Source organism: Chamaesiphon polymorphus CCALA 037 (assembly GCF_003003845.1).
Classification (GTDB): Bacteria; Cyanobacteriota; Cyanobacteriia; order Cyanobacteriales; family Chamaesiphonaceae; genus Chamaesiphon; species Chamaesiphon polymorphus.
In genome coordinates, this window is record NZ_PVWO01000358.1 from 1 (window position 1) to 6,173 (window position 6,173).

The window sequence follows — 6,173 nt, forward strand, 5'->3', positions numbered from 1 at the left end:
TGGCAAATGAAGATTGATGATGCTCGCTGTAAACTTACTTCTCTTTACCCTAATATTGAATTTTGACACTGCACTAGCCGAAATTGGCGAACTAGCAGCCACGATCGTCCATGAGGTACGAAACCCCCTCACGACGATTATGATGGCTCTAAATGCCTTTAAAAAGCTGGAACTTACCGATCGATTTCAAGAATATCTCAACCTATCTTTAGATGAAGCCGATCGCTTGGAACGTTTGTTGAGTCAAATTTTGCTTTATTCTCGACCCCAAACACTCGATCGATGCGAACTAGAGCTAAACAGCTTCATCGCCGAAACGTTAAATATCTTGCAAACTATCCCTGTAGCTACGGGAAAACATCTAAATTTTAGTGCTAATAATACACCACTCAATATTTCAGCCGATCGCGATAAATTGAAGCAGGTATTAATTAACTTAGTCACCAATGCCTGTGAAGCTGTAAATACGGGCGAGGCGATCGCAATTAGCATTTAAGAGATTGAAAATCGACAAATTTGTATTTCAATTCAAAATGGTGGTACGCCGATTCCGGCTGACATTTTGCCACAATTAACCAAACCTTTTTTTACAACTAAAGCCAGTGGCACGGGATTGGGTTTAGCGATCGTCAAACGGATCGTCGAAGCTCATAATGGCGAGTTGGGGATTGAGTCATCAGAAGGGGTGGGATCGATCGTTACGGTTCAATTACCGCTGGTGTTATTTTAGATTAGAGAGCAAGCACATTGAGATTCACTTTCCCACCAATAATATGAAAAAAACAATCGGAGTTCTCTGCCTCGCAATTTTCCTCACCTCATTGGGGTGGAAATTAGCACAGGGTTTGATGACGGTAAAATCCGAACCTAGCCTCGTTGACATCGGCTATTTGCAAGTCAGGGACGGTTCTGTCTTAGAATTTAAAAATGGAAGGGCTACTATTATTTCAGGATCTGGACAGTACAGCATTGAGAGTCCCGTAAGTCATAAAATCGATCTCGGTATTTATCTAGCGGCATCGGCGGCATGCTTGTTTGCGGCGATCGCACTGCTAAAGAAGGAAAAAGCGTAAAAATAGTCATGTTGCGAATGAAACGGCTGTTGCTTTAATGCAGAAAATCGCCGAACGTCGCCATAGTGCGGAATAGGGGTTGAAACTTTGATATACTGGTTCGCAATAGAAATCATTGTTATGAGGGCTATCTGCAATGGCAGAACTACTTGCAAGAATCACAGTTAATCCCAAGCAGTGTGGTGGTCGTCCCTGCATTAGAGGTATGAGAATTCGAGTGTCGGATGTACTAGACTTATTTGCCGCAGGTCTGAGTTCCGAGCAAATTTTAGCAGAAATGCCCGATCTCGAAGCAAATGATTTGAAAGCAGCTCTTCTGTATGCCTCTCGGAAATTTAATCATCCGGTATTGGTAGCATGACAATCTGGGTAGATGCACATCTATCTCCTGGAATTGCAAGCTGGATTTCCAACACATTGGGGATTGAAGCAATAGCCTTACGCGATCTCGGACTAAGAGATGCTGAAGACACTGAAATCTTCGAGGCGGCAAAAGCACAGCAGGCGATCTTAATGACTAAAGATAGTGATTTTGTGGATTTAGTTGAGCGACTTGGTTCACCACCTCAAATTATTTGGTTGACATGTGGAAACACATCCAACGCTCGACTACGCGATATTTTAAGCGAGATGCTGCCGAGAGCGTTAGACCTCTTGAGATCTGGCGAGGCGTTAGTGGAAATTAGCGGAGATTGAAGGCGAGCTAACAATTGAAATGCAGCGGACGGTTGAAATTTGCTGATGCTGAGTTTGAGGTTGTCTACCGCCGCTGATTTGAGCCTTTATACAGATTAAGAGTATCGAAACCATCGCATACCCTACACATTACTCCCGCAAAGAATAACCGACACCGCGTGCGGTATGAATCAATCGTTTCTCACTATCCTGCTCCAACTTCAACCGCAGATAGCGAACGTAGACCTCGATAATATTTGAGTCACCCAAAAAATCATAACCCCAAATATTTTCGAGAATTTGCTCTCTAGTAAATACCTGGCGCGGATGACTCATGAGGTATTGCAGGAGATCGAATTCTTTGGCAGTTAAGTCGATCGATCTTTGCCCCCGATAGACTTCACGAGTACGGCGATTGAGGCTCAGATCTTCAAACTGCAACAAATCTGTATCTGTTTCCTGCGTGCGCCGCAGATGAGCGCGGATTCTCGCTAATAGCTCCTCAATACTAAACGGTTTGACTAAATAATCATCAGCTCCAGCATCTAAACCAGTCACCCGATCTCCGACTTCATCTTTCGCCGTCAGCAAAATTACCGGAATCTTAATTCCGGTCGATCTCAGTCGCCGACAGAGTTCTACCCCAGTCAAACCGGGCATCATCCAATCCAAAATCGCCAAATCTGGCTCCGACTCGCGCACCAAAGATAATCCAGACATGCCATCGTGTGCCACCGTGACGCGGTAACCTTCGCTTGCCAATTCCAACTCGATAAATCTGGCGAGTTTGATTTCATCTTCAACCAACAGGATATGTGGTGCTGTCATCTGTTTTTTCCTTCGCCTTTGTTGGTGGTGCTCATTCACTAATTATCCGCTCTTGGGCGGTTATTTAGGCATTTTCAAAGCTGGAGCAGACTGTACGGTACAGGGCATTTTGTCACATTGTTGCTTGTAGAGTTGTTCGACATAGGGCTTCTGCCACACCAGGGGAATTTCTAGCAATGATTTCACTCCAGTAAAAGCTTGCCCGACGAACAGGAGAAGTGCGATCGAATTTAAAACAATATGAATATTCCGCCACCGATGAGTACGATCTTGATAGATCTCTTTAACGATCGCTAGGGAAAAAATCATTAATATGGACGCAGTAATACCGTAATAGTAATGAGAAATATACCATTGAGCATCATTACGATAAACCCCATCCTGACTGCCTATCACAATTAATGCCACACTGGTAAGGATGGCAAATACACCTCGCCAGAGTCTGGTTTTTGCCTGGTAAAGAAAGGATAAGGATGCGATCGCTGCTACAAAGAAAAGAACGATCGAGATAACTTTGAATGGACTTGTTGCCCACACTTGTTTGTCTACAATATAGCCGAATACATCGACTGCAAATGCAATTAGCACGATACCCACTACCGAACCAGTCAGCCACCGACCTAATCGAACATGTTCGGAGCCTGCACTGGGCGGAATTGCACTTTTGGCTCCAGTTGCTACTTGCAACCGCCGCTGGCGAGTTTGGAGCGCATGGTTAACAACTATGCCAATTAATGGAAATACCACGATCGCCGCAATAAATGGATGTAATAATAAGATCGTATCTCTATCCATAATAATTAATTGATAATTGATAATTGATAATTAATACTTCAACTTCGCTCAGTATGAGTAATTTGATTGTTAGGATGAATTTAGATGCCATCGGAATAACGATTCCCAACTGGTTCGCCAGATCGACTATCGTATTTATGAAAGCAGTAGAAAGTAGGGTGGGCAATGCCCACCATCCAGAGATTAGGTGATTCAGACACAATAAATGTTTATTTATAAGTAGGTTATGTGAATTTTTTCATAAAATAGATTGTGTCTGAAATATAGCTGGTGGACTGGTGGGCAATGCCCACCCTACTACGCGATATCTGCTGTAAAAATCAGGGGTAAAGGACAAGGATAATTTCCGCTCACCTTTACCCATTTAACTACATAGTATTCATACTAATAACTGCAACCTAGCAAATTAGGTAATTACTTAACTTCACTGGCTGGGAATGCAGCTATTCTCCCTTTTCTAACAGCAACTACCACATCATAAGTAGCACAATAAGAGAATGTAACGTTATTAGCTTTGTTGTAAAGACTGACAACCATTCCTGCCCCACCAGGTTGAACTCCCAGCGGTTCTAAATCGCCGTAGAAAAACCGACGTAGCTGGTCGCCACCGCCAATCTGACCCTTGTTTTTAGTAATTAAGGTGATTCGCTCTTGGGCGGAAGGAAGGTCAGCGGCACTAGCCACGATTCCGATCGATGGCGCGAAAGTCCCAGGTGCAACATGACCGACAGTAACCAATCCCAACATTGCCGCACTGGTCAGTAAAGAAGTTAATTTCATAAAATTCCCGATCGAATATCGATAGTATGTGTTTCTGGCGAACCCAACTGGTTCACTAAATCAACTATCGCAGCTAGCACTGAAAGCTCTCTGAATTAGATCGATGGATTCCCTGAATTTATGCTGAGAATTCGATCGGTTAAATCTCAGCATTTTCTCAGCATTGATATTAAATAATATATATCTTGGTACAAGATGTGAGTTAGAAGATGCGGGCTTTGCGGAGGATAAATTGCAAAACGGTTTCTTCCTTAGAAATGATGTCGGCGCGGCCATCCATCCCCGATCGAATTAGGCAACTGCGATCGCCCTGCTTCAGCTTTAAGGCATCTGCTGTAATTGTTACCTCATAAATGCTATTGGTTGCCGTTGATGGCTGTTGGGCGGCATTTGTGGTGGTTTTGTCGATGGCTTTGGCATCGGCGGCAACTTCACTGACTGTGCCGGAGACGACGCCATAATCGCTATAGGGGCAAGCAGACACGCGCATTTGTACTTTTTGTCCGACTTTAACATTGTCGATATCAGCACTGGGCACGGCGGCTTCGATTTGGAGGGGTGCATTCTCCGGCACGATTTGGGCGATCCGATCTCCAGGACGCACGACTTGGGCGGTGTTGCGCAGGTTTAGCTCCTGAATCTTGCCGGAGATCGGGGCGAGAATGGGGGTAGGTTTGAGTTCGGTGACAATTTGGGCGATTTCGCGATCGTTAGTGGCGATCTGGTTGACGATTTCTACTCGCTGCTGGAGCAATTTTTGCCGTTCTTGTTGCAGGCGGGCGATCGCGGCTTGCCCATTGGCACGTTCGGCGGCAATTTTTTGGACGATCGTGGCTGATTCGGCAGAGCTGGGGTTGAGAGCAGCTTGGGCGCGTTGGACTCTAGCTTGGCTGGCGGCGATCGTTTGCTCTACCCGCGCGACGATCTGTAGTTGTTTGGCGATCGTTGCCTCTTGAGCGGCGATCGATTGCTCTTGTTGAGCGGCAGCTAATTGGACTTCTTCTAATTGATTTGTCGAAATCGCGCCAGCAGTAGCAGCACTTTCGTAGCGTTGGGAGCGAGTGATGGCAGATTGGTAACCAGCTTGGAGAGATTTTAAATTAGCCTCAGCTACTTTCAACTCGCTGTGGGCGACTTGGCGTTCTTTTTGGGCGGTGCGCCAATTAGCTTCGGCTTCGGCGACTTCGGCTTGGGTGGTAATTTGTTTGTCGCGATACTCTCGCTGGGATCGGCTGAGTTCTGATTGGATCCCGACGATCGAGCGTTCGCTGCGATCGCGTTCGGCGGCACCTTGGAGATCGAGGGCGGCGATCTGGCGATCGATCGCGCTAATTTGTTGCTTGGCTTTTTGGATATCGCCAGCTAATTGGTTGCGTTTAGTTTGTAATTTACTTTCTTGCCGCAAGTCGATGACGGTGGCGATCTGCTCGCCCTGGCGCACGGCTTGATTTTCGCGCGCGGAAATACTCACGATCGAACCTTCGATCGTCGATTGGACTAGGCGCAGTTCGCCGACGGGGCGAATGCTGGCGGGGGCTTGCACGGTAACTTTGTATTTTAAAATCGCGCTCAGGGCGATGGCTGCGCCAAAGCTACCTACCATCACAGCCCCGCCGACTGTCACCCACTGTCCGACTGAGGGCAAAAATTCTGTCGGTGTAGTCGGCTTAAAGATCTCGGATGCCTGTGGTGTCACGAATGAGAGCGCGCCACTGCCCAATCCTGGTGGGGTTAATCTCGATACGGGGAGTAGTTCGACGGCATCCCGCGCGAGGGTTGTGACATGGCGGCCATTATTGGCAATATTGGTGGGAGTATTGTCTCTAGCAGAAAAGTTAGAATCATCCATAACTAGTTAGGGGATAGGGGAGCTAGTGCTGAGTTTTAAGTTGCTGGTGCTATGGGAACTGGAGTTAGTGCTGAGTTTTAAGTTGCTGGTGCTGTGGAACCCGGATCTGGGGGAGGCTTCCCCCAGACCCCCCGTTGAGGGGCAGGGTGCCGCCCCTCAAACTCCCCTGCACA

9 protein-coding genes are annotated in these 6,173 nt (G+C 46.6%); 5 read left to right on the plus strand and 4 right to left on the minus strand.

Translation table 11 applies throughout. The features are described 5' to 3' along the window. Nucleotides 1-55 precede the first annotated feature (55 nt). From C7B77_RS31170 to C7B77_RS21615, 5 genes are all read left to right on the plus strand, one after another. Nucleotides 56-496: a histidine kinase dimerization/phospho-acceptor domain-containing protein gene (locus C7B77_RS31170; RefSeq protein WP_245894303.1), complete on the plus strand. Its 441-nt coding sequence runs from the start codon at nt 56-58 to the stop codon at nt 494-496. An 18-nt stretch (nt 497-514) separates the two neighbouring features. Beyond that, nucleotides 515-730, plus strand: coding sequence for an ATP-binding protein (locus C7B77_RS31175; RefSeq protein ID WP_342761367.1), 216 nt, complete (start codon nt 515-517; stop codon nt 728-730). Nucleotides 731-773: 43 nt separating this feature from the next. Next, nucleotides 774-1,073: a hypothetical protein gene (locus tag C7B77_RS21605; RefSeq protein WP_106309705.1), complete on the plus strand. Its 300-nt coding sequence runs from the start codon at nt 774-776 to the stop codon at nt 1,071-1,073. A 136-nt stretch (nt 1,074-1,209) separates the two neighbouring features. Beyond that, nucleotides 1,210-1,434: a DUF433 domain-containing protein gene (locus tag C7B77_RS21610; RefSeq protein WP_106309708.1), complete on the plus strand. Its 225-nt coding sequence runs from the start codon at nt 1,210-1,212 to the stop codon at nt 1,432-1,434. Further along, nucleotides 1,431-1,769, plus strand: a complete 339-nt coding sequence (locus tag C7B77_RS21615) for a DUF5615 family PIN-like protein (RefSeq protein WP_106309711.1) — start codon at nt 1,431-1,433, stop codon at nt 1,767-1,769. Before C7B77_RS21610 ends, C7B77_RS21615 begins: the two co-directional genes overlap by 4 nt. Before the next feature lie 129 nt (nt 1,770-1,898). On the opposite strand, the gene C7B77_RS21620 is transcribed toward C7B77_RS21615, so the two are convergent. The 4 genes from C7B77_RS21620 to C7B77_RS21635 all read right to left on the minus strand — a co-directional run bounded on the left by C7B77_RS21620 (nt 1,899) and on the right by C7B77_RS21635 (nt 6,000). Beyond that, nucleotides 1,899-2,576 carry a response regulator transcription factor gene (locus C7B77_RS21620; RefSeq protein WP_106309714.1) on the minus strand — a complete coding sequence of 226 codons (678 nt, stop codon included), beginning with the start codon at nt 2,574-2,576 and terminating at the stop codon, nt 1,899-1,901. A 60-nt stretch (nt 2,577-2,636) separates the two neighbouring features. Then, the gene (locus tag C7B77_RS21625) at nt 2,637-3,371 is read right to left on the minus strand and encodes a DUF4079 domain-containing protein (RefSeq protein WP_106309717.1); all 735 of its coding nucleotides are present in this window, start codon (nt 3,369-3,371) and stop codon (nt 2,637-2,639) included. Between the two features lie 414 nt (nt 3,372-3,785). Further along, nucleotides 3,786-4,151 carry a hypothetical protein gene (locus tag C7B77_RS21630; RefSeq protein ID WP_106309720.1) on the minus strand — a complete coding sequence of 122 codons (366 nt, stop codon included), beginning with the start codon at nt 4,149-4,151 and terminating at the stop codon, nt 3,786-3,788. 202 nt (nt 4,152-4,353) lie between these two features. Continuing rightward, nucleotides 4,354-6,000 (minus strand): beta-barrel domain-containing protein, encoded by a 1,647-nt coding sequence (locus tag C7B77_RS21635; RefSeq protein WP_106309722.1) that lies wholly within the window; start codon nt 5,998-6,000, stop codon nt 4,354-4,356. Nucleotides 6,001-6,173: the final 173 nt, after the last annotated feature.